We start from the raw sequence: 24932 nt of genomic DNA, 5'->3' as shown, positions 1-24932 counted from the left end.
CTTTCGAGCCACCTACCAGCGGAGGATAACATGATGCATTCGATGTCGGGCCGGAAAAAGCGGTTTTCCCTGTCTCCTAGTGAACTGGAGCAATTCCACGCAAACGGCTGCGCCGGCCCCTTCACCTTGTACGAGCCGGAAGAGATGAAGGAAATCTGGCGACGCGAGCGCGTCCGGATGCTGGATCGTAGCCATGCCGTCTATCAAGACCTGGAGGCGGTTTCCGGCGTCACCAATATCTCGAATTACGACCGGCACCTCGACAATCCATTCCTGGCCGAACACATCTGCCAGCCGGGAATCGTCGACCGCGTCAGCAGCGTGCTGGGGCCGAACGTGCTGTGCTGGCGTACCGAGTTCTTTCCCAAGTATCCCGGTGACGAGGGCACCGATTGGCATCAGGCGGACACCTTCGCCAACGCCTCCGGCACGCCGCAGATCGTGTGGCCGGAAGCCGAGGAATTCGGCGGCACGATCACCGTCTGGACGGCCTTTACCGAGGCCGGACTCGATACCGCCGCCCTGCAGTTTATTCCCGGCACTCACCGCTCCATGCATTACGATGAAACCAAACGAATGCACTATGATCCGGACAAGATCAATGCGGCGGACAAAGGCGGGGTCCGGCGCGGATTCTTCGGCTACGACTATCGCGAGCTGCAGATCGATCCGCATTGGAAGCCGGATGAATCGAAGGCCATATCGATGGTCATGCGACCGGGACAGTTTGTCATGTTCTGGTCGACGCTGATGCACGCCTCTCATCCGCACGAAGGAAAATCGAAGGATATGCGTCTGGGCTTTGCCTCGCGCTATGTCCCGACGTCGGTGCGTGTCTATCCCGATTCCGATTACGTTGAAGAATACGGCGGGCGGATTTCGCTGAAAGACTACGGTGCGGTGGTGGTTTGCGGACAGGACGACTATAAATATAACCGTATCTCAACCCAGACCACGACGGGCAAACCCTTCAACACCGCAGCTTGACCGACCGTTGGCGATGCGCGCGTCTCGATAAGACGCCGGTGAAAGCACGGCGCGATGGCGCACCTGGCGTCGACGGGGACAGGGTGATCCTGCTGGGCGCGTGCTTTACCTCGCGGGGCCTGTCGTTGTCTGAGCCTCCGCGCGGCGCGGGCGACAAATCTTCGCTTTTTGGCGGGTGGTGAGACCATGGCGGATCGAGTTGCGATCGTTACCAATGTGACCAAATACGCCGGCGGCCCCGCGTCGGAAGCGCTCGCGGCCGACGGCTTCAAGGTGCTTTGCCATGATCCATCGTTCCGCTCGGCGGAAGAACGCGCGGCCTATGACGGCGCGCATTCTGGCTGCGCGGCCGCGGTGGCCCAGGAGCCGAAAGATCTGATCGCCGAAACGCTGGCTCGTTTCGGGCGGCTCGACGTACTGGTGAGCAACGACGTATTTGCCGCGACAGCCGTTCCCGTCGAAATGGCGAGCATCGACATTTACCGTGCGACCATCGAGGCGCTGATGGTTGCGCCGTTCCGGTTGGCGGCGGCAGCGGCCGACGTCATGATCAGGAATCGGACCGGCCGCATCATCCTGGTCACCTCGGCAGCGCCGTTACGGCCCTACCCGGGATATTCGATGTATGCTTCGGCGCGATCCGGCGCCAACGCGCTTGCGCAGGCTCTGGCGAAGGAGCTTGGCCCCTCCGGTATCCAGGTCAACGCCGTCGCCCCCAATTTTCTTGAGAGCGAAACCTATTTTCCGGTGTCCGTGTGGCGCGACAATCCGAAATACGCCCAGCGCCTGAAAGAAATGGTGCCCCTTCAGCGTCTGGGCCGTCCGCCCGAAGTCGGCGCGCTGATCGCATTCCTGGCGTCCGGCAAGTCGGATTTCGTGACCGGCCAGGTAATCGCATTTACCGGGGGATGGCCGTAGTTCGTGCCGGACGGATGGTGGGAAAGGTGTATAGATGAGCGCTATATTCGATGGTCTGCTCGACGGCACTTTGAATGAGGTGCGGCGGCGGGAAGCCAGCTATTTCGAGCGATTTCCGATTGCCTTTCCGCCGCGCGACGCCGCGGTCGAGAGCTATCTTTGCCGATCGGTGTCGGCACCCTATCCGGCGGCATGGATCGCCAACGCTCTCATCAGAGGCGATGAATACCTCACCAGCAAATGCTTGCCGGTGACGCGGAAGGCTGGCGAACCTGATCCGGTTGCGCGGTTCATGTTCGACAGCATGATCGACGCGTTCGCTGCAGAACAAGGCGGCTTGTCGCTGCGGCCGGTCCCCGACCCCGGCGCGCGAATTCCTGAGCATCTCGCCCAACAATACGACCGCCGCAGAACGGCCGGAGGCGTCGGCTATCTCATCAGACGGCACGGCAGTCGGCCGCTGCTTTTGCTGAATGCCATCGGCATCCCGTTGGCGCTTTGGACGAAATTTCTCACCGATCCGCTGCACGACTTCCGCGTCATCCTGGTGGAGAGCCGAAGCGCCGATTTGCTCTGCGGAGGGGTTCAAGGAAGCACCGATCTGTCAACCGACACGGCAGATATCGCTGCGGTGCTGGAAGGCGAGTCGATCGACGAGGTCGATGTGCTGGGATGGAGTAACGGCGGCAGGCTCGCGGTCAGCCTTGCCTCCAAATATCCCGACCAGGTGCGCTCGTTGTTGCTGCTCGCCCCGACCCTCAGCGGCATCAAAGGCATGCCGCCGGTCGGCAAGGCGTTCGAAAACAGTCTGCAGGACGTTTTCTTGGCTTTGCGCGACAATTCAAAGCTCGCGAGTGTGTTCGTCAAACTGCTTGGCGAACGCGCCCGTTCGCCGGACTGGAACGGGATGGCCGACAATCCGGAAAAGCGGGCTGAAACAATGTTCGCCATGCCGGCCGAAGAATACGCCTCGATGCTGCTGGTGCCGATGGCGCGAGAGGATGACCTGCTCAATTATGGCCGGCGGATCACCGCCGACATCAGCTATCCGATGGACCAGGCGCTGGCCAGTCTCGGGATGCCGGTCCTGCTGATTACCGGGCAGTATGACAATGTCATCAGCAATGCCTTTGCCAGCGCGGCGCTTGCGACCTACGTTCCCAGCTTCACCCATATCAACGTCAAGGGTGCGGGGCACTACATCCACGATCTGCAATATCCGTATTTTCTCTGGCTGCTTGAATCGTTTACGGCGGCGCTCAAACCACCCGCACCGACGGCACGAATCGACGTGCAGACGGCTGCCTGCCGGAAACCCGATGCGGTCATTTGAATCTGTTGGTCCATACCGTGCCGACGGCGCGCACTGCTTCGCACAGCGGGCGCGGCTGGTTATTTAAATTGGTAGTCGATGATTTTGATCGCGAATGTTAATTCGTCCGTAAAGCAAATTCCAAAATAAATACGATCCCGGATTGGGCGCGATCGGGGCGGTTTGCCGCCGTCTTTCGATCGCGACGGGAAGGGCTTGCCGCCATGTTCATCGCTACCGCCGCGGAAGCCGGGGCGCCAGCAAGAACAGCGGGTTCTATGGATACGACTATCGCGAGCTTCAGATCGATGCCGGCTGGCAGCCCGACGAAACCAAGGCGGTTTCGAAGGAATTGCGTGCAGGGCAATTCATTATTTTCTGGTCGACGCTCATGCATGCGTCCTTCCCGAACTCCACGGCGAAGCAGACCCGGATGGCATTTGCCTCCCGCTACGTGCCCGCCAGCGTCAGGGTCTACCCCGACACGGATCACGTCGACGAATACGGCTGTAATATCGCGCTGGATTGTTACGGGACGGTGCTGGTGTCCGGACAGGACCGGTATGGATACAACCGGGTTCTCGACACGAACCTCCGCGGACATTCCTTACGGTAACGCGCGGCCGCAAGCGTCAGCGCAATCGAGTGAGGCGAACTTGGCAGATGCACCGAACCTTTGAGACGACCACGATTTCCTTTAACGGCGGCAAATGCGCAGCGATGACCATCGCCGATTGCTTTCGCCTTATTCATGACGGTGAAGCGGTGGCCATTGTTCTTGATCTTCTCGCGCCGGAAGAGCGCGAAGCGTGGTGGTACGACTCCGGATTTCCCGAGACCGCCGTCCCGCCGCGCTGGCGGTGAAGCAAAGCTTGGAATCCGCTGTGATGGTTCGGCCGTCATCGGCAGGCCTTTCCTGACAAAGCCGCTTTCCGCCACCCGCTACAGGGTCGAGAAATCCGAACTTGCCGGAGTCCTGGCGAACATGGAGACCTCCTGCCCGAGGGCTTCAGAGGGATAGCGCGGCGCTGTCGCGGCGGTATTTCGCCGGACCGTCTGCCATGATACGGGAAGGACTGGGTTGAACGGGAGAAAATTGAAATGGCTGGTACGGCAGATCTTGCGGCGCTCAGCATCGATGATTTCGCGCCGCATCTCGATGCGGCCTTCGAGATGCAGGCCGCGGGCGGCGCGGTGCCGCTGAAGCTGGTGAAGGTCGATCCCGCCGGCAACAGCGGTCGCGCGGGTGGCGCCTTCTCGCTGATCTTCGTTGCGCCCACGGGGCCGTGGCTGCCGCAAGCGATCTATCCGGTCCAGCATCCGGCGCTCGGCACCATGGAGATATTTCTGGTGCCGGTCGGGCCGGCCTTCGGCGGTAACAGCTATCAGGCCATCTTCGCATAGGTTCGCGCCCCGGACGCAGCGCAGCGCCAAAGGCGCGTCTTCGACGCGCTAAGGCTGTTGCGAAGCGGTACGCTGCACGGCGATCAGGATTTCCAGCGCATCAGGTCGTAGACGCCCTTGTCCTCTTCCGTCACGAAGCCGAGCCTGCGGTACAGCCGCATCGCCGGATTGTATTTCTCGACGTGGATCGACACGTCCTTGCCGGCGGCCGCGGCCTCGTCCATCAGATCGCGCAGCAGCGCCTCGCCGGCTCCCTTGCCGCGATGCTCGGGGAGGAAGGCGATGTCGATGATGCGGTGCTGGCTCGGCCAGCGCTCGATATAGAGCCGGCCAATGTCCTTGCCGCCGCGCATCATCACCAGCCAGTCGGCGTCCGGATAATATTTCTGGTAATGCGCGTGCTGCAGGTGAAATTGCGAATCAAGGAACGCCGCCTTCTGGGCGCCGGTCATCGAGGTGACGACCGCCATCTCCTCGGCGCGGGTCGCGGCATAGACCCGCGCCAGGAAGGGCAGGTCGGAATCGGCGATGCGCCGGAACGTCAGCCCCGCTTGCGCGGCGCGCGACCAACAGAAGGGCGGACTGTCGTCATTCATGGTACAGGTGAACCGGAAATCTGCTCGTTTCTACGATGCCGGAATGATCGACGCCTTTGAAGTGAAATCTTTCTTGAGCCCCGCCGAATGCGCGGCGCTGCGCGCCGAACTGCGGCAGGCCGCCGGTGCGCAGGCGACCGTGCTGAGCAGGAATCCCGGCGGAAAAGTCGAGCCGCTGGTGCGGCGCTCGACCCGCATGAGCGTGCCGGCTTGCATGGCGGAGCAAATCACGGCGCTGCTGATGCAGCAAACGGACGCGCTCGAACGACGCTTCGGGCACCCGCTCTCCGCATGCGAGCCGCCGCAGTTCCTGCGTTACCTGCCCGGCGATTTCTTCGTCGCGCATCAGGACGGCAACACGCCGCTGATCCACGACGATTCGCGCTTCCGCAAGGTGTCGGCGGTGATCTTCCTCAGCGCATTCTCGCAGGCGCCCGCACCGGAAAGCTATGGCGGCGGCGCGCTGGTGCTGCACGGGCCCTATTCCGGCCCGGACCTGCGCGTGCCGCTTACGCCCGCACCCGGGACGCTAATCTGCTTTCGCGCCGAAACGACGCACGAGGTGCTCCCTGTCGCGCATGGCGAACGGTTCACCATCGTGTCCTGGTACCTGTAAGCGCCGGAGAGGCCCAACGCGGCCGTGATGCGGCCCCTGCACGGTGCAGGGGACGGTTCACGTTAATTTGCGAGCCGACGTATCGGCGCAGGATTCCGGCCAGAAACCCAGCCGGTCACACCATGGACAGTAGCGGTGAGCCATCGTCGCTCAAGGCCGTGGCGGGAATACGCCCTGCAGCGCGATGTTGAAGTAGAAGGTGAGGTAAGGCTGCATGTTGTTGTGCGGCTGGTCGCCGCCAGCGGGCGCTATCACACTGGGATTCATTTGGACCAAAGGTCCGGGCGCGGCATACTGACCAACTCCAACGCCGCCGGCGAGCAACTGACCCGCAGGGGTTTGCACACCGGAATCGTTGTTGGAATATTGAAATGAATGGGTATGCGCCGGAATCTCACTCTCCAGCAGGGACACGGTTTCCGAGCCGCCGGTTTCGCCGAGATCGTGCAACGATAGCCCCGGTCCTTGGCCGGGATGCATCGGGGCCCTACCCTGCAGGTCGGGCAGCGCGAAGTTGGACTTGCCGTTGCCGCCATAGGTAGTGCCGAGCAGCGAGAACAGCGCGGTATTCTGCGACAGCGGCAGAAGCTGGCCGTCGCAGAAGGCCCAGCCCTTGGGAGCGAAGTTGAACGGAAAAATGCGGATTTCGGCAACGAACGGATCCATGGCGTCCTCTTAGGTCGGCGTCGGGTAGATCCCGAACAATGAAATGATGAAGTCGACGCAGAGATAGGGCTGGAAATTGGTGTGCGGCTGGCTGCCGCCGACCGGGCCCACTCCGCTGGAATTGAATGGCTGAACCGGAGGGTCAGTCAGGTACGCGGTTATGTTCGCGCCTGGAAGAGTCGCAAGCAGGGCGTTTTGCGGAGGATTCACCAAGGCAGTATTCGACGTCGCAAGGTAGGGGTGCGAGTGTGACGGGATTTGCGACATCGTCAACGTGATCTCCTCCGCGCCGCCGGTCTCGGCCATAACGAAACTATTACCCATATGGATCGGAAGCCGGCCGCGCAGATCGGGCAGTGCAAAGGTGCTCTGGCCGTCACCGCCATAGGTGGTGCCGATCAAATTGAACAGCGTCTCGTTCTCGGAGATGGGCAGCAACTGCCCTTCGCAGAACATCCAGCCGGCCGGCGGGAAGTTACCGCCGAACATGCGAATTTCGCCAACATAAGGTTGTGCCATGGCTGCGTTTCCTCAGTTCGGCGAGGGGAAGATGCCCTGCAGGGCAATGCTGAAGTTGATAACTAAGAACGGCTGCATATTAAGATGCGCCTGACTGCCTCCCACGTTAGAAAGGGCATTGGAGGCCATCGCGACCAGATTACTCGCAGCAGTGCTGTAAAGAGGCGACGATGTCGACTGCGCGAGCAAGACACTATTGGTCGGATTATTCTGAGTGGCAACTGCCGAGGTCGCGTTGGCGACATGGACGTGTGTCGGTATCTCCGAAATCGACAGTGTGTGCGCCTGCTCGCCGCCGCGTTCGCCGAGGGTATGCCCGCTACCTACATGAATCGGCGCGCGACCACGAAGGTCAGGCAGACCGAAGTTGACTCGACCGTCACCACCGTAGGTTGTGCCGAGCAGAGCGAACAGCGGCTGATTCTGGTTGATCGGCAGAAGCTGGCCGTTGCACATCGCCCAGCCCTTTGGCGCGAAGTTGAACGACATCAGTCTGATTTCCGAGAGAAACGGCTCGGCCATGTGCCCCCCTTAATATCACCGGCTTAAATACTCGCCGGTGATATTAAACGGAACTACACCAATAAGTCGACATGAATCTGCGCGAGGTGCACGGAATGATTGTTGTCGATCAGAATATTCACCGCGTCTCCGGGATGTGCGCCATCAAGCTGTGCGATATTGACCCAATTCGGAGCGGAAGGAAGCCCCGCGGGATCAATGTTGTCCACTTGCAGCGTCGCGAACTTGCCGCTCGCATCCTCCACCGCGCGCACGACCAGCGAGTCACTCACGTTTGAGTTGTGGAACGCCGAGGTCAACGCGGAGAAGTCGAACGAATCACCCTGCGCCGCGCTGTAATCGGCGACGTGAGTAATTTGCGCGGGCGTCGGCGCGTTGAGCTGGATGCTCGGCCCGAACACGAACGTGTCCGCGCCGGCGCCGCCGAACAGGATGTTGCCGCCGTGTCCGGCATCGATGCTGTCGTTGCCGGTGCTGCCGACCACAACTGGCGTGCCGGCTGCCGCCTGCGCGGATGCCGGCAGCGCCGCTTCGGCTTGCAGGGCGCCGGAGCCGTTGGCTTGCGCCACATCGGCGGCGTCGGGCATCCGGCGCTCGCCATCGACCAGGCTGATGTACATCAGGTCGTTGACATCGCTTGCCGCGGTGCTGTCGTCCAACCCAAGTACGTGGCCCATTTCGTGCGACACGGCGGTGAGCAGGTCGAGATGGCCGGCGGCGGCGTTGGAGGGATCGGTATACAGGTCGGTGCCGGCGGCGTTTGCCGCATGGGCGAACTCCGAATTATCATTCGGCGTCGGATCGACAAACCAGCCGTGACCGGCAGCATCGACGTCGATCGTAATTTGCCCCGTCGACTGCTCGCCGACGATCGTGCCGGACAAATCCCCAACCACGTAGTTGGTGGCATGTAGCGCTGCAAGTTGACTTGCCGATGCGCCGGCCAGCGCCCACTGCCCGATCGCCGCCGCGACGATGGAATCAAGTTGAGCCTGGTTGAGGTGAGTATTGCCGGGCGACGAACCGGCGATACCGCCGGCTGCAGCCAGCAGCGGTGAAACGTGGGTGGTGTCGCGGATGAAGCCGGGCCCTTGCAGCACGTCGACACCGACAGCTCCGGGGTTCAACGCTTGGACGAATGCCTGTACCTGAGCGTTGCTCGGATTGTTCGCAAGGACGTGCCCGGGCAGCGCGTCGTCGGTCGTCGTGTCGAAGATGCCGAAATCATTGACGGTGCTGACGCTACCCTGCTTGCGCAAGCCAATGGCGCCCGCGCCGTTGAGGCCCGCACCCACGGTATTGCCGGAGATGGAGAGGTGGATCGCATCATCGGCACTCACCGCGTTGCCTGCTTCGATCTCGACGGTCCGCCGGGCCAGAGTCGTGCTCGACGTCGGTGTGGCCACTGTGTTGTTGAGGACTTCGAGGTCCATCGTGCCGGATGTTTGACGTCCGACCGCAAGAATACCGTTTCCATCGGTGTCGCTGATGGTGTTGCCGTTGATGCTCCAGATCAGATGCGGCGTCCAAGCGCTGCCGGCACCCGCGACACCGTTTCCACCACCGATGCCTTGCGAGGCGTTGATGTTGTGCGGAGCCAGCACGTTGTTGTCCGTGTGGATGCGCATGTCGGAAAAGCCGTTGTTGCCGACCTGGATCGCCTGCCCCAGCATGTTTTTGATGGGGTTGGCCACGGTACCGTTGTTGTGGATGTTGAAGTTACCCTCGGCGCGCGAGGCCGAATTGCCGCCGGTAAGAATTGCAGCGATGCCGAACGAGGCCATCTCGTTGGCTTGGCTGAACCCTTGAACCAGGTTGTTGGCGACCTCGATCACCTTGGTATTGTCGTTGAACAGGCCGAGATGTCCGGCCACGCCGGAGGCACTGGCGTTGCCTCCGCTGAGGAGAATGCCAGAGCCGCTCGGGAAGCCGGTGATATTGTTGCCATTGATCGTGGCCGCATCGATGCTCATGGCTCCCGAGGCGTCCCCGGTCGCGTTGACCACGATGCCGGAGCCTTTCGATGTCGTCTGGCTGGTCGTGCTGGTGATGGTGTTGTTGGAAATGTTGGCATTGGTAATTGTGCCGGCGCTTCCTTCCAGGTCGACGCCGCTGAAATACGCGTTGGTCAGCGTATTGCCGGTGATGGTCACGGTGCCGGAGACATTGTTGCCGAGCGAAGTGCCCGACGCCGAATGGTTGAAGCCGATGTTCGACTCCAATATCGCGTCTGCGCCGCCGAGCCCGTTGCCAGAATTGTTGATCGTGCTGTTGGTAAAGGTGAAATTCGTGACGCCGGTTCCATCGATGCCGCTGCCACCGGTGTCGTGGATGTTCATCTGATCGAACGACACGTCTTTAGTACTGGTCAGCAAGATGCCGGCGCCGGTCGTGTTCTGGATTACGCCGCCGGAGCTGTTGTTGGTGCTTCCGGCATCGCCCGTGACGGTCAGGTGGCCGGTCGTACCGGTGTTGTTCAGCACAATGCCGTTAACGCCGCCGTTGGCGTTGATATCGTGGAACGTGACGTTGCTCGCGCCGATCGTCGTGTTGGCGATATTGAGCGCGGTGCCGGTGGTTGTGGTGAGGTGGTTGTTGGCGCCATTGGTCACGTTCACCGTGCCGCCGCCGGTCGCATTGAACGCGGTATTGGCGCCGGTCGAGAGCGTCATGCCGCCGCTGAAGTTCATCGTTGTGCCGGTGTTGCTCGTCAGGCTGATGCCGTTGTCCACCGCACCGGTGCCACTGATCGCGCCGGAGAATCCGACCGTGCCGCCGGTATGGCCGGAGACATCCACCACGTGGCCGGCGCTAGTCTTGGTGATCGAGGCCCCGATCGAAACGTCGCCGGTGCCGCTGCCGACCCTGACGCCGACGCCGACCGGATCATCGGTGCTGCCGATCGATCCGCCGTTGACCGTGACGCTGTTGGTGTTGCCGCTGACGTCGATGCCGTCTCCCGCCATGCCGTTGAGCGCGACGGAATTGAACGAAACGGCACCGTTCGCGCCGCTCAGATTGATACCGTCATTGGAGGTATTGCTGACCGTCGTCGTGCCGTTGAAATTGAAGATCGAAGACGACCCGCCGCTGATATGGATGCCGTCGCTGCCCGCGCCGCTGGTGCCGGCGATCGTCGTCCCGCCGCTGGTGAACGTGTTGCCATCCACGTCGTTGAGCAGGATCGCATTTGTGCCGACCGTGCCCGTCGATTGCAGCGTGGCGAAGGTCACCCCGCCGGTGCCGAGTGAAACACCGCTCATGTTGACGATCTGGCCCGTCGACGTCGTGATCGAGTTGCCGGCGCCGGTAACGCTGACCGTGCCGCCGCCGCTGGCCGTGAAAGCGGCCGCAGTGCCGGTCGACAGGTTGACGCCGCCGTCGAAGCTGATCGTGGCGCCGGTGTTATTCGTGGTGAGCGCGATGGCGCCGCCGGTGATGGCGCCGTTGAAATCCTTGATGCCGCCGCTCTGGCCGGAGATCGCCACCGTGGTGCCGGTGGTGTCGTTGATCGCGCCGTTGTAGGTAAAGTTGAGATCGTCGCCGCTGTGATCGCCGGTGATGGCGACGTCGGCGGCGGTCGACGCGCCGTTATTCAGCGTGCCGCCGGAGGCGGTGAACGTGCCGGTGGTGTTGGCGAGCGCGATGGCGCTGGTGGAGGTGCCGCTGGCCGAGATGCTGCTGAAGTTCATGGCGAGCGTGCCGCCATTGGCGATGCTCACGGCGCCGCCACTGGCGTTGTTGATCGAACTGTGGGCGACGGTGGCGGTGCCGACGGTCGCGCCGGAATCCTGCAGCGAGAAGCCGGACACGTTGCCGAAGGCGATGCCGTCGATGGTGTTGCCGCTCGCCAGCGTCACGGTGCCGTCGATGGTCGAGCTGCCTGCGGCCGCCGCCTCAAGCGGGGTGCCGTTCACTGTCAGGCCCTGGCTCTGGCCGATCAGCTTCTCGTTGTTCTCCAGCGTCAGCGCGCCGGTATAGTGGTTGGTCGCGTTGTAGAGGAAGATGGTGTCGCCGGCACCGTCGACATTATTGCCGGCCCCGGTATTCTGGAAATGCGCGAGCGTGTTGAACGGATTGGCCGACGTGCCGTCGCCGTCGGTCGCAGCATCCGCGTTGACGTACCAGACCTTCGGAGTCGCGACGTTAATCGTGACGCTGCCCGTGTCGGTGCCCGGCGTTCCGCTGTTGCCGTCGGTGACCGTATAGGCGAACGTATCGGTGCCGATATAGCCGGCGTTCGGCGTATAGGAAAATTCGCCGCTGGTGCTGATGGTGACGTGGCCGTGCGCGGTGGCCTGGTTGGTGACCGCCACGGTGGTGAGCGCGTTCGGGCCGTCGACGTCGCTCGCGCCGGTGAGCAGGCTGCCGCTGATCGTCTTCTGCGGGCCGGCCGGATCGGGCGCGGCGGGTCCGGTCCCGTCGTCGAGCACCAGCGAAGTGTTGCCGATGGCGTCTTTGGAGGCGTCGAGGTTGAAGTTGAAGTCCTGGGCGCCGGTCGGCGCGTCGTTGATGCCGGTGACCGTGACATGCAGGTGGGCGGTGGACGTATCGGCGGGCTGGTCGCCGTGCAGCGTATAGTCCACGTCGAAGGTGGCGGTCTCGCCCTGCTTCAGATGCTGGAAGTTGGCGCCGAGGTTCACCACGAGCTGGTTCGAAACGTTGGTCGTGACGGTGATATCGCTGGCGCTGATGCCCTCGCCGGAAGGGGTGACCAGGTTCGTGATCGTTCCGGTGGTGGTGACGTTGTTGGGCGCGCCGTGGTCCGGATCGAGCGTGTCCGCCCCGGGTCCGGTCAGGACCGTGAACGCAAGGCCGGACTGGTCCTCGGTCATGGAGCCGGAGTCGTCCACGGCAGTTGGCGTATCGTTGGCGCCATTGACGGTGACGGTGAGCGTCGCGTTGGAAGTCTCGCCGGCATTGCCGGTCAGCGTATAAGGCACGTTGACAGTCGCGGTTTCGCCGGCGTGCAACTGCTGGAACGCGGCGCCGAGCGCGACCTGAATCTGATGGTTGGAATCGACCGCCGTGGCTGTGACGTCGCCGCTGACGAAGGTGGTGCCGCCGGGCGTGCCGGTGATCGTCACCGAACCGGGGGCGACCGTGTTGGTCGCGCCGGTATCCGGATCCAGGAAATCGTTGGCGCGAACATCGAAGGTCGTGGCCGCATCGTCCTCGCCCATGGTCGGCGTCGGATCGTTGACGGCGCCCGGCAGGTCGTTGGCGCCATTGATCGACACGGTGATGACCGCAGTGCTGGTTTTCCCGCCGGGATCCTGGATCGTGTAGTGGAAGGTGTCGGTAAGCGCGGCGCTTGCCGGCACCAGCGCCTGCACGGCGGCGTCACTCTGGTTGACGAGATAGTGGAACGTGCCGTCCGTAGCCAGCGTCAGCGTGCCATGATCGCCGGTGAGCTGCGTCGTGCCGTCGACGGTACCGTTGTTCGGGCCGGCCAGGCCGCCGGTGCCGAAGCTGACCACGGTAAGCGCACCCGGGGTTTCCGCGTCGGTATCGGCGGTCGCGCCGCCGGTCCCGGTGATGACGTTGCCGGACGGATTGCTGCCGCCGGCGGCATTGTTGACGCCGCCCTTTTCGGTGGCGGAGAGCGAATCGTTGGTCGCCGTGGGCGCGGTATTCGGAACGACGGTGATGGTGAAGGTCTGCTCGTTGGCTGCCGTGCCATCGCTTGCCCGCGCTGTGACCATGAAGGTCGGATCGCCGGCATTGTAGATGATCTTGCTGGAATCGATCACCGTGATCTTGCCGGTCGAATCGATGCCGAAACCGCCGTTGGAGGTATCGTTGGACAGCGACCAGATCACGGCCGGGCCGTTGACGTCGGTGGAGGATGCGGTCACGCCGGTATAGGTGCCGACCACCGCGTTCTCGGCGACGCTGTCGGCGGTCGCAGTGTCGCTGTCAACCGGGACAGACGGCGCCACGTCGCCGATGTCGATGGTGAAGGTGTGCGACGAGGTGCCGCCGGCGCCGTCGCTGGCCGTCGCGGTCACGTCATAGCTGTGGGTCGCGGTCTCATAGTTGATCAAGCCCGAATTGGCGACGGTGATTCTGCCGTCGGCGCCGATGGCAAAACCGCCGCCGGAGGTGTCGCCGGTCAGCGTCCAGGTCACGACCGGATTGCCGCCCGGATCGGTCGCAGCCGCGGTCACGCCGGTATAGGTGCCGACCGCCGCGCCTTCGTTGACGGTGTCGGAGGTCGCGGTGTCGCTGTCCACGGGATTCGACGGATTGGCGTTGGTGATGGTGATATTGAAACTCTGCGACGCGGTTCCACCGTTACCGTCGCTGGCCAGCGCGGTAACGCTGTAGGTATGGCCGGGGCCGGTGGATTCGAAATCGAGCAAGGTCGGGTCGGCGACGACGACCTTGCCGTCGGCGCCGATGCCGAAGCCGCCGTTTGAACTGTCGGCGCTCAGCGTCCACGTCACCGTCGGTCCGTTGACGTCGGCGGAGGACGCGGTCAGCCCGGTATAGGTGCCGGCGGCGGCGCCTTCGACCACGCTGTTGGCGGTCGCGCTGTCGCTGTCGACCGGCGTGGACGGGTTCGTATTGGTGACCGCTATCGTAAAAGTATGGGTCGAGATGCCGCCGGCGCCGTCGCTGGCCTGCGCGGTCACGTCGTAGCTGTGGGTCGCGGTCTCGTAGTTGATCAAACTCGCATCGGCGATGGTGATCCTGCCGTCGGCGCCGATGGTAAAACCGCCGCTGGAGGTGTCGCCGGTCAGCGTCCAGGTCACGATCGGCCCGTTGACGTCGGTGGCGGACGCGGTGACGCCGGTATAGGTGCCGGCGGCGGCGCCTTCGACCACGCTGTCGGCGGTTGCGCCGTCGCTGTCGGCCGGCGTCGACGGCGAAACGTTCGTCACGGTGATGGTGATACTCTCGACGAAATTCGGCGTGGCCGTGCCGTTCGATGAGGTGACCGTGAGGTCGTAGACGTTGTTGGTGCCCTGATCCTGGGGCGTTTCGAAGTTCGGCGAGGCGTTGAAGGAGATGTGGCCGCTGGCGTCGATACTGAACAGCGCGGCATCGGCCCCGCCGAGTACATAGGTCGTGGCTCCGGCCTGCTGCGCGTTGAATACGGTGGCGCCGGCCGCCGTGCCCTCGGCCGCATTCGCCGAACCATTGCCCGTCGTTGCCGTCAGCGACGTGATCGCGCTGTCGATGAACAGCAATGAGCCGCTGCTGTGCTGGTACTCATAAAAGGTGCGGCCCGGTGCCACGGCGTTATTGGTGACGCCGGACGCGATCTGGGTATAGCCGTTGCCCGCATTGACCGTGTCGTCGGCGTCGCCGATGACGTACAGGCTGTTGCCGCTCGCATTGATCTGCGCGATATCGGTTCCGGCCAGCGTCAGGGTGGAATTGAGCGCACTGTTGAGGTCGATGACTTCGAGGTCGGATATCTTCGAGGCGTTGGCCGTCAGGTTAAGGGACTGCGATGCCGCCGTCAGCGTGATGCGGTCGATGCCGGCATTGCCGTCGATCGAGGCGAACGCGCTGTCCGCAATGAAAAATGTGTCGTCCTGGCTGCCGCCCTTGAAAACGTCGGCTCCGCCATTGCCGGTGAACGTCACCTTGTAACCTGTCACCGCCGTGGCATCGAAGGTATCCACCGCGCCGGATCCGACGGCGGCGAACGTCGCAGCACCCGTGATGCCGTTGGCGAGATCGAAGGTGCCGCCGGCCTGCAGGAATACGCCTTCGATGCCGGTGACATTAGCGAGCGCCGCGGTGGTCGTGGTGCCGGCCGTGGTCATCCAGAGCGTGTCGTTGCCGCCGCCGCCGACAACCATGTCGAGCGCGCTCAACTGGCCCGGCGTGAACAGGAACGAATCGTTGCCGTTGCCGCCGGTGAAGGTATCGTCGCCGCCGGTGGTGCCGTAAAATGCGATCGCGGTGCCGTTGGTGACGGCGCTGGCGTCCACCGTATCGTTGCCGCTGCCGCCTGCTACGGCGAAATATCCGATACTGGTGCCGGCCACGAGGCCGTTGGTCAGCGCCACATTATTGGTGCCGTTGGCCAGCACCAGGGCTTCGACGTTGGTCACATGCGTAAAGGCTGAAGCGGCCAGCGTCCCGGCAGTGGATATGAACAGATTGTCGATGCCTGCGCCGCCCTGCACCGTGTCGGCGCTGGTGAGATCGGAAGCTGAAAATACATAGCCGTTGGCGCCGTTGCCGCCGCGGAACGTGTCGCTGCCGGTGCTTGCGAAGAATGCGATGGTAGCGCCGTTGGTCACGCCGCTGGCGTCGACGGTATCGTCGCCGGCGCCGTCCGAGACGCCGAAGCTGCCGCTGTTGGAGCCGGCGACAAGCGCGTTCGTCAACGTCACGTCGTTGCCACCGCTGTTCAGGCCGATGCCTTCAATGCCAGTGACGTGAGTGAAAGCGGACGCGGCCACGACGCCGACGGTGCTGAGGTAGAGGTTGTCGATTCCGGCGCCGCCGTCGATCGTATCGGCCGAGGTCAGATCGGCCGTGGCGAAAACCAAGGAATCGTTGCCGCCGCCTCCGGTGAACGAATCCGCGCCGGCGGCGGCGTAAAACACGATGGACTTCGAACTCACCGCGCTCGCATTGACGGTGTCGTCGCCGCCGCCGTCGAGGATGGTGAAAAAGCCGGTGCTGGTGCCTGCGACCAGACCGTTGCTAAGGGAGACGTCATTGCCGCCACTCGAGAGGTTGATCTGCTCGATATTGGTGACGCCCGAGAATTGCGAGGCGGTGATGGTGCCCGCCGCGGTCACGAGGATAACGTCGAAGAAAGAACCGGTGGCGCCGCCGGTCACCGTATCGGTCGACTGCAGCGTCGCCGCATCAAGCTGAAAGGCGTTGTAGTCGTCGGAAACACCGGTGAACGTGTCCGTTCCTGGCGTCAGATTGAAAAAATGCGTCATGGCGCTACTCCATTGATACACGCGTCCGTTCGCGTCGACCGCGCCAGAGCGTCAGAACCGTCGAAGCCGGCTTTCGTGCGGGAGCCGGAAAAGCCAAATCGGACCGATACAATCCAGTGAATGGAGTCGCAGAAAACCATCACGATCGCCCTGAAGATCACCATTCTCGATCACGTCGCGTCTTTGCGCGATCAATAATCGGAGTAATATTAATTCGGAACCCGGTCGCGGCTCGCGCGGAATTTTCTCCGCAAGTTCTGATATTTGGCATCCCTATCTGAGTCAATATTACTTTAATGTCGCACGACCGGTTGTGATCGGAGTTGCATGGTAACCTTGACAGGTGCTGGCGCGTCGGCGCCGGGTATGGCTTGCGGTGCATAAGCATTGCTCACTTGTCGTGCAAATGTCGCGTGAACATGAACGGGTATAGTTAACAGCCGAGCGGCATGAACGCTCTACGCCGACCGGTACCACGCGCGGCCTCTTGCATGTGTGACGCAGCTCACATCCGATCCGATCAGGTCGCGCTATTTCTCGCCGCCGGCGAGAGGCTGGAATTTAGCCGGCGTTTCCTGCGACAGCCGCCTCGCGACCGCCAAGGCCTCGGCAAAATCCTCCGCGTCGAACCAGTCGAGCTGCAGCATGGGTCCGGACAGGCCTTCTTCCCAGATGCGGGAGGCTTCGACGTCGAACCGCATGTTCAGCTTCTTGTCGACAGCCTGGATGCCGTGGCCGGTGACGGCCCATTGGCGTCCGAGCCAGTAGATGTCGCGATGCAACGTCATTTTGTTTTCATGCCAATCGCCCATCTTCGATGCGGCTTTACGAGCGGTCGTTTACCCAAGTGCCCGAATCGGTTCCGCAGCATGGAACCGCCGATGGAATCATCCCGTGCCCGGCGCTGATCTTTACCTTGTCGCCAGGCCGCGGGCGTACCGAACGCCCGCTGACCGGCGCAAATTCCCAATTCAACGCTTCCTGCGCTTCGGCCTGCGTATGGTTTTAGACTTTTTGGCTTTCGACGACGAAGCGAGCGCCTTTTTTGTAGCCGCTTTCTTTTTCCCCTTTTTCATGGCCACCTTTCGGGACGGTGCCCGCTTTCCGGTCTTCTTTTTCTTCGACGACGCTGTTTTTTTCGATTTTTTCCGCTTCGGGAGGGCTTCTGCCGGTTTCCTGGAAGCAGCTTTCTTGGTTGAAACTGTTTTCGATTTGCCCGCCGTACCTGCGACGCGTCGCTGCTTGGCCTTCGCGTTCTTGTCGGAGCGAACCTTTGCCGCACGCTCGCCCTCGTCGGCAAACGGATCGGGATCAGCCGCGGCCCGGGCGCTCCAGGGGCTGGCAGCCGCTTGCGGGAAGAACAGCAGCCGCCGGTTGTTCTTGTACGTGCCGTCCTGGAAATTCGGTCTGATCCAGTCGTCGGTGGTGTCGAGCAGCAGCCAATCCTGCTTTTCGCCGGCGGACGCCGAGTTGTTGATGATGTCGCGCGCGCGGAAATGCCGGAAAATGCGATCGAGATCCGTCATGTAAATATCCGCTGCGCGGGTATCACCCCGGATCAGCAGCATGTTTTCATCGTTGCTTGTCAGCGAATTGCTCGAGAAATTCGCCGAGCCGGAACAGATCAAAGGATCGTCCGACAAGGGATCGATCACCAGCACCTTGGCGTGGACGAAAAAAACGTGTCCCTTGTTGGTCGGGCGATTTATCTCTTCATCGACGAACCATTTGTCGAGATCTGAATTCGGAATCGGCGCAACCTTCGCGCCGCCGGGGCCGCTTTGATATTTTATGAACGATTTTCCGAGGATCGCGCCGTTGGAAAAGGCCAGCTTTCCGCGGTTACGCTTTTCGGCGTCGTTGACGTCGGGAGAGGGCGGGTCTTCGAGAATGACAAGCCGCATCGCGTCCGCGGTCTTGCCGAGGGCACCCAGAAGGGTCCTGGCCACGTTGAACGGAATCGTCATCATCGCAAGCGATGCGGTGTCGGTGATACGCTGGCCATACCAGTCGAGCATATTGTCGGCGGTGCGCGGCGAAAAGAAAGCCGCCGCCGATGAAGCGGCAACCGCGTTCGGAGGGTTCGGAGTGAGCTTGATCGCGTTCTGCAATGCTTGACTGTGTACCGGATCGGCGGACAATTCGGTCCAATAGTCGAGATAGGTCTTCGCAATGACGTCGTCGGTGACGATGAATCCCACATTGGTCTGTCCGTAGAATCCGGTGTTGGTGAAATTGGTCGATCCGGTCCAGACCTGCCGCGGCCTGCCGTCGACCAGTTTCACGATGAACTTGTTGTGAGGAATAGCCGTCCGCGTGCGGGCATGCAGGATCGAGGCAGGAAGCCCGGCCGCGGCGATGGCGGCACGGTTCTCGTCGTTGTCCTTCTTGGTGTCATGGTAGACGATTTGAACGTCGACGTTGCGGCCAAGCGCGCGCTTGAGCGCAAGCAATATCGGAAGATAGGTGAACTCGTAGGCGCAGACGCGCAGCGCTTCGCCCGCTTTGGCGTCGTTGATGTATTTCAGACAGGCTTCCGCAAGTCCGCGGGAGAGCCATCGCGTTTCGGGATCAAGCAGCGTGCCGTCGTCATCGACGTTGTTGGCCATTTCGTCGGTCAACGCCTTGTTGTGCCACTCGGCCTCGAAGGCGTGACTTGCGATGGCGCCGCGGTTGAACCAGACGCCTTGACCCTTGGCGTCGTATTCCGGCTCCGTCGCGATCGAGAATGTCAGCGTATATCGCTCTTCCATGGCATGAAGGTCGCCATACAGCGCGATGATGGTGAAGTCGTACTGCCTGCCCGGACTTGCTTCGTAATCGGACCAGAGGAACGTCTGAAACGGCTGCTCCCGCGATGAATATTTGGTGTTCGGATCCGGCGCTGCGACCAGATCCTTGAAATACTTGACCCCCTGAAGCCACTGCGGCGGCTGGCCGCCTTCACCACGTTTGATGGCGAAGCCCCGCAAGCCTTTGCGCGCATCCTCGTCCATGTCCAGCGCCATCAGCACCACGTGGGTACCGGCAATTGCCCTTACGCGAAGATGGTCGTTGCTCTGTGAAACGCGCATGGTTGCTCCCGAGCTTTGCTGTAGCGACTATCAGTGAATGCCTGGGGTTGTCGAGAGACAAGCTGTTTTACGCTCATCGAGGATGCCGTCATTCATGCGCGGGACTGATCGTCCATGTCGCCGCCAGCACGCCCGCGGTCAGCAGTCCGGTCACGATCGCGAACAGCGGCAGGGCGAGGGCCAGCGCCGCGGTCGCCGCCCATCCGATCGACGAAAACGCCTCCGCAAAGGTGGCCAGCCGCGACGCGGTCTGGCGGCGGCGGAACTGACTGCGCCGTGCCCGCACCCGGAACCAGAGCTGGATCGCGGTCGCCGAGGCGGCGGCAATGGCGGTCGCTACCGCCGTTACCGCCGCTTGCAGCGGGGATGCGAAGACCAGTGCTATGATCAGCGGCGCGAAAATCGTGCCGATGCCGATCAGCACGACCTCGATCTTGGCGCGGGTGACTAGCAAGGCCGGCAGCGGCGCGGTCGCGACCAGGTCGGCGGCGTCCTCGCCGCAGATCGCCAGCCATGCGAGGCCGCCGGCGAGCTGCCCGGCCGCCATCACGATGACCGGCGTAATCACCAGGATGCCCGTGGAGTTGTCCGAGAAGCTTTGCCACAGCATCAGCGCCGGCGGCACCAGATAAAGCAACTGCATCAGCGTCTGCGACACCAACCAGGGATCGCGCCGCAGCAGCACGAATTCCTTGCGTCGCAAGGCCTGTTGCCGCGAGCCGGCGCGGAACGGCTTTGCGCCGCGGCCGCGATGGGCCGGGGCCGCGATGGCCGAGGCGCGGATTACATAGTCGGCAAATCGCGGCGAGTAGATCGCCATCGCCGCGCCGAATAGGATGAGCCCCGCGGCCAATAGGGCCAGCAGCGCTTCGCCGTCGCCTAGCATCGCCCGCGCCGGCCACCAGGTCGGGCTATCGAGATCAGGCGCGAACGCCGCGGCGGCGTCGGAGGTCAAGACCGCGAACCGTGACAGCGTTCCGGTGGACAGGATCGCCGCGATCTGCAGCGCGATGACAAAACCGGCGCCGGTCACGGCCGCCACGATCTGTGCCGCCAGCCTGGTCCGGCCCGGTCCGATGCTGCGGAACAGCGCGACGGTTACCGCAATCGCAAGCGCCGTCGCGGTGAAGCCGATCGCAACGACAACGCCATAGGCCGCAAACCATCGTACGCCGCCGCAGAGCACGAGAATGTTGACAAATGGCATCGAAAGCACGAGCGCCATTGCGATCACGGTAAGCGCGATGGCGGCGATGCGCACCGAAAACACGTTCGATAACGCCGTCGGCGACGACATGATCAGATCAAGATCGGCGCGCGCGTAAAACGCCCGCGTGACGGATTCGATCGCCTGCGACAGCATCAGCAGCCAGGCCAGAAAAACGCAGGCGGTGATGACGATCAGCGTCGGCTTGTCCAGCGGCTCCTGCAGATCGGCGAAGCGGCCGATCACCGCATAGACCGGCAGATGCATGATTGCGACACACACCATCAGCCCGATCGCGGTGCTGCGCTTCCTGAAACGCCGGCCCGCCGTCATCATGGCCATCCATTCGCGCCATGCCAGCCGGATTTCATGCCGGGCAAACCATGCGAGGGCGGTGGACGACGTCATGCGGCCTCGGTCTCCGCTTCGACAAGCGCAATGAACATGTCTTCAAGGCTGGTGTCGCTGCTGCCGTTCTGCTGCCGCAGTTCGGCCAGCGTCCCTTCGGCCACGAGCCGCCCTGATGCGATGACGCCGATGCGGTCCGCCATCCGCTCGGCCACTTCGAGAATATGGGTGGTCATGATCACGGTGCAGCCGGAGCGCACCCGCTCCTGCAGCAATCCCTTGACGTGACGTGCGGCGACCGCGTCGAGGCCGGTGAGCGGCTCGTCGAGGATGATCAGGCGCGGATCGTGCACCAGCGCGCCGGCCAGCGCCACCTTCTGCCGCATGCCCTTGGAAAATCCTTCACAACGCTGGTGCAGATGCGGCTCAAGCCCGAGCGACACCAGAAGTTCGCGCGCCGACGGCTCGGCAATGGCAGGATCGACGCCCCAGAGGCCGGCGACAAATTCGAGATATTCCAGCGGCGTCAACTTGTCGTAGATCATCGGCTCGTCGGAGACCCATGCCATGATCTGCTTGGCGGCGACCGGGTCGCTTAGCGCATCGATGCCCAGCACCGATACCGACCCCGCGTCGGGGCGCAGCAGGCCGGCGACCATGCGCAATGTCGTGGTCTTGCCGGCACCATTCGGTCCGAGCAGCGCATAGAATTCGCCGGGGCGGATAACGAGATCGAGTGCATCGACCGCGGGACGGTCAAAACGCTTTGTTAACCCTCGCAGTTCGAGGGCCGGGGGCTGCTGTCTATGTTTCATGGGGCCGGACGGTCCACGCTTCGCTTTGGCAGCGAACCCTGAACCGAAGATGTTTCGGCGCGGTGAATCGGCCGGGAGAATTCACAGGGTGCAAGCGGCTACCGAGAAGGCCTTCTTTGCGCGTCGACAAGGCGGCGTAATTGCAAAGCCCACCCGCGCTGTTCGTCATGCCCGGCCGTGTAGGGAGCCACGTCTTACTTTCGCCCGACAGACAGACGTGGATGGCCGGGACGAGCCCTACAGGATTCACACATCTCGCCGTCATGCGCGATGCCGCGGGCAAAATATCGGGCGCGGTACTCAATCCGGGCCGCTGGGAGCAAAAGGGCGTGAGGATCGATTAGCCGGTCCGCCTGCGCGGCATATCCATCGGAGTTTCTGGCCGCGAAGAGCGATCCTGTATGCCGCATTGCTGCCGTTCAGATCCGGCGAACACCCGGGCCCGCTCAGCGCGCAGGGGAAGATCGATGGGGCTCCGGCCGCCACCGCGCGGCGGGATGGTTCGAGAGGGCTGCCTGCCGCCGGATTTAAGAGCCACTCGTAGGAATTGATCGAATGCTCATTTAAAACGGATATGAAAACCAGCGGTCTTTTGTCGTTCAAAGGCACCATATACCCGGCTTCCACCGTGCAACAGCCGTAAATTTAAATAAGCCGCCTTACCATCCTAAGGTGAATTCACCAGCCCTGTCCCGCATCGGCATTGGGGCGGCGATGCCCGGCCCGGCGACGATCAACTATCAACAATCCGTAGGAGCGTGATACCTAGGCGGCATGGCGCGACTGCAGACAGTGCGACGGTGGTTCAGGCGACGGTTCGGCTATGCGAGGCTGTTGTGCGTCGGACTGCTGGTCGGCTTGGCCGCGCTTCGCGTCGCCGATCCTGCGCCGATCGAAGAGTTTCGTGTCAGGACCTTCGATACCTTCCAGGTCATCGATCCCCGCGTGAAGACCGCAAAGCCGGTACGTATCGTCAACATCGACGAAAAAAGCCTTGCAAAATTCGGCCAGTGGCCCTGGCCGCGGACGCGCGTCGCAGACCTGATCGCCAGGCTGAGCCGGCTCGGCGCGGTTGCGATCGCTTTCGACATCATGTTTGCCGAACCTGATCGGCTCAATCCCGGAGCCGTCGCCGATACCCTGCGCAATCTTGACGAAGAGACGCGGACCACACTGCGCGCGCTGCCCAGCAATGACGAGCAACTGGCGGAGGCGATACGGCAATCCCGCGTGGTGCTCGGCGAAGCCGGGCTGCCTTATGTCGTAGCTGAGCTCGATAAAGAATTGCCGCTGACCGGGCTTGTCATGATCGGCGAGGATCCGCAGCGGTTCATGCTCAGGTTTCCAGGCCTGCTGCGCAGCACCCCGGTGCTGGAAACAGCAGCCGGAGGGCGCGGCCTGCTCACGATCTGGACCGAGCGCGACGGCATCGTCCGGCGCGTGCCGATGATCATGCAGGCGCAAGGCGTGACCATGCCGTCGCTGAGTTTTGAGATGCTCCGGCTGGCGACCGGCTCCGATACGATCCTCGTCAAATCCAGCGAGGCCGGCATCGCCAGCGTTGCGGTCAAGGGCCTGGTAGTGCCGACCGACCGTAACGGCCAGCTCTGGGTGCATTTTGCACCCTACGATCCGTCGATTTACGTCTCGGCGGCTGACGTGCTCGACGGAAATGTCGACCCGGACAGCATCGAAGGCAGGCTGGTATTGATCGGGACCTCGGCCGCCGGCCTGCTCGACGTCAAGACGACGCCGATATCGCCGGTCATGCCGGGGGTCGAAATCCACGCCCAGGTGCTGGAAGCCGCGCTGACCGGTCAGTTGCTGTCGCAGCCGCCCTGGGCGCCGCTGGCTGAATTCCTCTCGGCCATGATACTCGGGGTCGCGATCATCTGGTTTGCCCCGATGTTCGGGCCAAAATCGCTGGTCGCTGTCGGCGCATTTTTTGCGACCCTGCTGCTGGGAACCTCCTGGTACTACTATTTCAGGTACAGGCTCCTGATCGATGCCACCTATCCGCTGCTGTCGACGACCGCGATCTATCTGACCCTGATCTTTTTCAGTTTCGTGCGCGAGCAGACGCAACGCCGGCAGATACGCTCGGCATTCGGCCGGTATCTGTCGCCGGCGCTGGTCGAACAGCTCGCCCAGGCACCGGAGAGGCTGGTGCTCGGCGGCGAGGAGCGTGAGATGACCATCATGTTCAGCGACATGAGAGGCTTCACCTCGATCTCCGAAACCTACCGTCACGACCCGCAAGGCCTCACCGGGCTGATGAACCGCTTCCTGACGCCGCTGACCAACGCCATCCTCAATCGAAAAGGCACCATCGACAAATACATGGGCGATGCGATCATGGCGTTCTGGAACGCGCCGCTCGACGACAAGGCACATCAGATCAACGCCTGCGAGGCGGCGCTCGATATGCTCGAGCAGGTCGATGCCTTGAACAAGGAGCGTGAGCTGGAGGCCCGGGAAGAAGGCCGCCCGTTCATTCCCCTCAATGTCGGCGTCGGATTGAATACCGGCACCTGTGTGGTCGGCAACATGGGCTCCGATCTGCGTTTCGATTATTCCGTATTCGGCGACAGCGTGAATCTGGCGTCGCGGCTGGAAGGACAGTCCAAGGAGTACGGTTTTCCGATCATCGCTGGCTCCAACACCGCGCTTGCCGCCAAGGACAGGTTTGCAATCCTCGAGCTCGACTTCATCATGGTCAAGGGCAAGACGGAGCCGGAAGTGATCTATGCCATTGCCGGCCGCGAAGACACCGCGCGGTCCGGTCAATTCCAGCGACTCCGCAACCTGACCATCGAGATGCTGGCATGCTACCGCAGCCGCGACTGGGACGGTGCGCTGACGGCGATCGCACGCGGCCGCAGGACCGACGACGCCCATGCGCTTGAACGGCTTTATAATCTCTATGAGACACGGATTCGCGGCTATCAGGACAACCCGCCGCCGCAAGACTGGAACGGCGCCTACGCGCTGCTGACGAAGTAAGAATGATCGTGCCCGAACGCGGCG

At 62.5% G+C, this 24932-nt stretch carries 17 protein-coding genes; 8 read left to right on the top strand and 9 right to left on the bottom strand.

Annotation, left to right across the window (positions count from 1 at the left end; genetic code table 11):
• Nucleotides 1–30 precede the first annotated feature (30 nt).
• The 6 genes from ACFE72_RS09995 (at nucleotide 31) to ACFE72_RS09970 (ending at nucleotide 4621) form a co-directional block, all read left to right on the top strand.
• Nucleotides 31–987 carry a chlorinating enzyme gene (locus tag ACFE72_RS09995; RefSeq protein ID WP_375412930.1) on the top strand — a complete coding sequence of 319 codons (957 nt, stop codon included), beginning with the start codon at nucleotides 31–33 and terminating at the stop codon, nucleotides 985–987.
• 186 nt (nucleotides 988–1173) lie between these two features.
• The gene (locus ACFE72_RS09990; protein WP_375412929.1) at nucleotides 1174–1905 is read left to right on the top strand and encodes an SDR family oxidoreductase; all 732 of its coding nucleotides are present in this window, start codon (nucleotides 1174–1176) and stop codon (nucleotides 1903–1905) included.
• Nucleotides 1906–1939: 34 nt separating this feature from the next.
• Nucleotides 1940–3238, top strand: coding sequence for an alpha/beta fold hydrolase (locus ACFE72_RS09985; protein WP_375412928.1), 1299 nt, complete (start codon nucleotides 1940–1942; stop codon nucleotides 3236–3238).
• Nucleotides 3239–3380: 142 nt separating this feature from the next.
• Nucleotides 3381–3833 (top strand): phytanoyl-CoA dioxygenase family protein, encoded by a 453-nt coding sequence (locus ACFE72_RS09980; protein ID WP_375412927.1) that lies wholly within the window; start codon nucleotides 3381–3383, stop codon nucleotides 3831–3833.
• Nucleotides 3834–3937: 104 nt separating this feature from the next.
• Nucleotides 3938–4081, top strand: coding sequence for a hypothetical protein (locus ACFE72_RS09975; protein WP_375412926.1), 144 nt, complete (start codon nucleotides 3938–3940; stop codon nucleotides 4079–4081).
• A 237-nt stretch (nucleotides 4082–4318) separates the two neighbouring features.
• On the top strand, nucleotides 4319–4621 hold the full coding sequence (locus tag ACFE72_RS09970) for a DUF6916 family protein (RefSeq protein ID WP_375412925.1): 303 nt from the start codon (nucleotides 4319–4321) through the stop codon (nucleotides 4619–4621).
• A gap of 83 nt (nucleotides 4622–4704) precedes the next feature.
• On the opposite strand, the gene ACFE72_RS09965 is transcribed toward ACFE72_RS09970, so the two are convergent.
• The gene (locus ACFE72_RS09965; RefSeq protein ID WP_375412924.1) at nucleotides 4705–5217 is read right to left on the bottom strand and encodes a GNAT family N-acetyltransferase; all 513 of its coding nucleotides are present in this window, start codon (nucleotides 5215–5217) and stop codon (nucleotides 4705–4707) included.
• Between the two features lie 73 nt (nucleotides 5218–5290).
• Here ACFE72_RS09965 and ACFE72_RS09960 point away from each other — a divergent pair, with 73 nt between their 5' ends.
• Complete coding sequence (locus ACFE72_RS09960) at nucleotides 5291–5833, top strand: prolyl hydroxylase family protein (RefSeq protein ID WP_375412923.1); 543 nt, start codon at nucleotides 5291–5293, stop codon at nucleotides 5831–5833.
• A 150-nt stretch (nucleotides 5834–5983) separates the two neighbouring features.
• Here the strand turns inward: ACFE72_RS09960 and ACFE72_RS09955 are convergent, their stop codons facing one another.
• From ACFE72_RS09955 to ACFE72_RS09920, 8 genes are all read right to left on the bottom strand, one after another.
• Nucleotides 5984–6499, bottom strand: coding sequence for a phage tail protein (locus ACFE72_RS09955; protein ID WP_375412922.1), 516 nt, complete (start codon nucleotides 6497–6499; stop codon nucleotides 5984–5986).
• 9 nt (nucleotides 6500–6508) lie between these two features.
• Nucleotides 6509–6988 (bottom strand): phage tail protein, encoded by a 480-nt coding sequence (locus ACFE72_RS09950; protein ID WP_375412921.1) that lies wholly within the window; start codon nucleotides 6986–6988, stop codon nucleotides 6509–6511.
• A 42-nt stretch (nucleotides 6989–7030) separates the two neighbouring features.
• Nucleotides 7031–7540, bottom strand: a complete 510-nt coding sequence (locus tag ACFE72_RS09945) for a phage tail protein (protein ID WP_375412920.1) — start codon at nucleotides 7538–7540, stop codon at nucleotides 7031–7033.
• Between the two features lie 53 nt (nucleotides 7541–7593).
• On the bottom strand, nucleotides 7594–16461 hold the full coding sequence (locus ACFE72_RS09940; RefSeq protein WP_375412919.1) for a VCBS domain-containing protein: 8868 nt from the start codon (nucleotides 16459–16461) through the stop codon (nucleotides 7594–7596).
• Between the two features lie 530 nt (nucleotides 16462–16991).
• A complete protein-coding gene (locus ACFE72_RS09935; protein WP_375412918.1) occupies nucleotides 16992–17249 on the bottom strand; it encodes a hypothetical protein in 258 nt (85 codons plus the stop codon).
• A 183-nt stretch (nucleotides 17250–17432) separates the two neighbouring features.
• Nucleotides 17433–19535, bottom strand: coding sequence for a phospholipase D-like domain-containing protein (locus ACFE72_RS09930; RefSeq protein ID WP_375412917.1), 2103 nt, complete (start codon nucleotides 19533–19535; stop codon nucleotides 17433–17435).
• Between the two features lie 88 nt (nucleotides 19536–19623).
• Nucleotides 19624–21150, bottom strand: a complete 1527-nt coding sequence (locus ACFE72_RS09925; protein WP_375412916.1) for a permease — start codon at nucleotides 21148–21150, stop codon at nucleotides 19624–19626.
• The gene (locus ACFE72_RS09920; protein WP_375412915.1) at nucleotides 21147–21905 is read right to left on the bottom strand and encodes an ABC transporter ATP-binding protein; all 759 of its coding nucleotides are present in this window, start codon (nucleotides 21903–21905) and stop codon (nucleotides 21147–21149) included. The genes ACFE72_RS09925 and ACFE72_RS09920 overlap by 4 nt, the downstream gene beginning before the upstream one ends.
• 774 nt (nucleotides 21906–22679) lie before the next feature.
• On the opposite strand from ACFE72_RS09920, the gene ACFE72_RS09915 reads away from it, so the two are divergent.
• The gene (locus ACFE72_RS09915; protein WP_375412914.1) at nucleotides 22680–24908 is read left to right on the top strand and encodes a CHASE2 domain-containing protein; all 2229 of its coding nucleotides are present in this window, start codon (nucleotides 22680–22682) and stop codon (nucleotides 24906–24908) included.
• Nucleotides 24909–24932 lie beyond the last annotated feature (24 nt).

The sequence above is a fragment of the uncultured Bradyrhizobium sp. genome, assembly GCF_964252615.1.
In the GTDB taxonomy this organism is placed as follows: domain Bacteria; phylum Pseudomonadota; class Alphaproteobacteria; order Rhizobiales; family Xanthobacteraceae; genus Bradyrhizobium.
Note: the sequence above shows the minus strand (reverse complement) of the source record. Positions and strands in the feature narration are given on the sequence as shown.